Below are 712 nucleotides of genomic sequence, written 5' to 3' on the forward strand. Positions count from 1 at the left end.
GAGCTGCTCACCCCTACGGGTGAAGACTCGGCGCGCCGCGCATCGCGGACGGTTGACCGGCGTTGAGTGGAGGGACGGATCGGCGCAGCCGTCCGCCCGCAGTGGTTCGTACGCCGCCCCACCCTCCGCTCCCGACCGGCCGAAAGGGCTGCCCGTGCCGTTCCTGCACCGTGCCGTACTCCTCCGCGCGGCCGCGGCCGCGGTCGTCCTCGCCACGGCGCTGGGGGTCGAGGCCGCGGCCGGTCACGCGCTGGCCAGACGGGGCGTCGAGCGGGCCGAACGGGACTCCCTGGCCTGCGCGGCGGCCGCCCGCGCCGCGGCGGAGCTGCGCGCCGACCACCCCGTGACGGCCGGCGGCAGGCCGTCCGACGACGGCCTGCGGGTGCCCGGCTGCCCGCCCCGGGGCCGCGCGATCCGTTCGGGCGTACGGGACATGACGGTCCAAAACATCACTCGTTAGGCGTAATTCGCCAATGCGGAGGAACCGTACCTCTTCCCCTACGGTTCATCCGTCAGGAAGCCGCGACCGGCGGCGCGCGGGCCGGCGCCCGCAGCGGTGAGACCCGAGGGGGAGTCCGATGGCCAGCCAGCAGACGGTGCAACCGCACCGCTCGGGGGCCGTGCGCCGCACGGTCGACGGGCCGGCGGCCGCGAGTGTTAGCCCGGGCCCCCCCCCCGGCCCGGCCCCATGGTCTGGGGTGGGGCGGCGGTG

At 76.7% G+C, this 712-nt stretch carries 1 protein-coding gene; it reads left to right on the forward strand.

Annotation, left to right across the window (positions count from 1 at the left end; translation table 11 throughout):
• Positions 1-154 precede the first annotated feature (154 nt).
• Positions 155-460: a hypothetical protein gene (locus tag ACFV0G_RS13010; protein ID WP_380545900.1), complete on the forward strand. Its 306-nt coding sequence runs from the start codon at positions 155-157 to the stop codon at positions 458-460.
• Positions 461-712: the final 252 nt, after the last annotated feature.

Source organism: Kitasatospora sp. NPDC059571 (assembly GCF_042735675.1).
In the GTDB taxonomy this organism is placed as follows: domain Bacteria; phylum Actinomycetota; class Actinomycetes; order Streptomycetales; family Streptomycetaceae; genus Kitasatospora.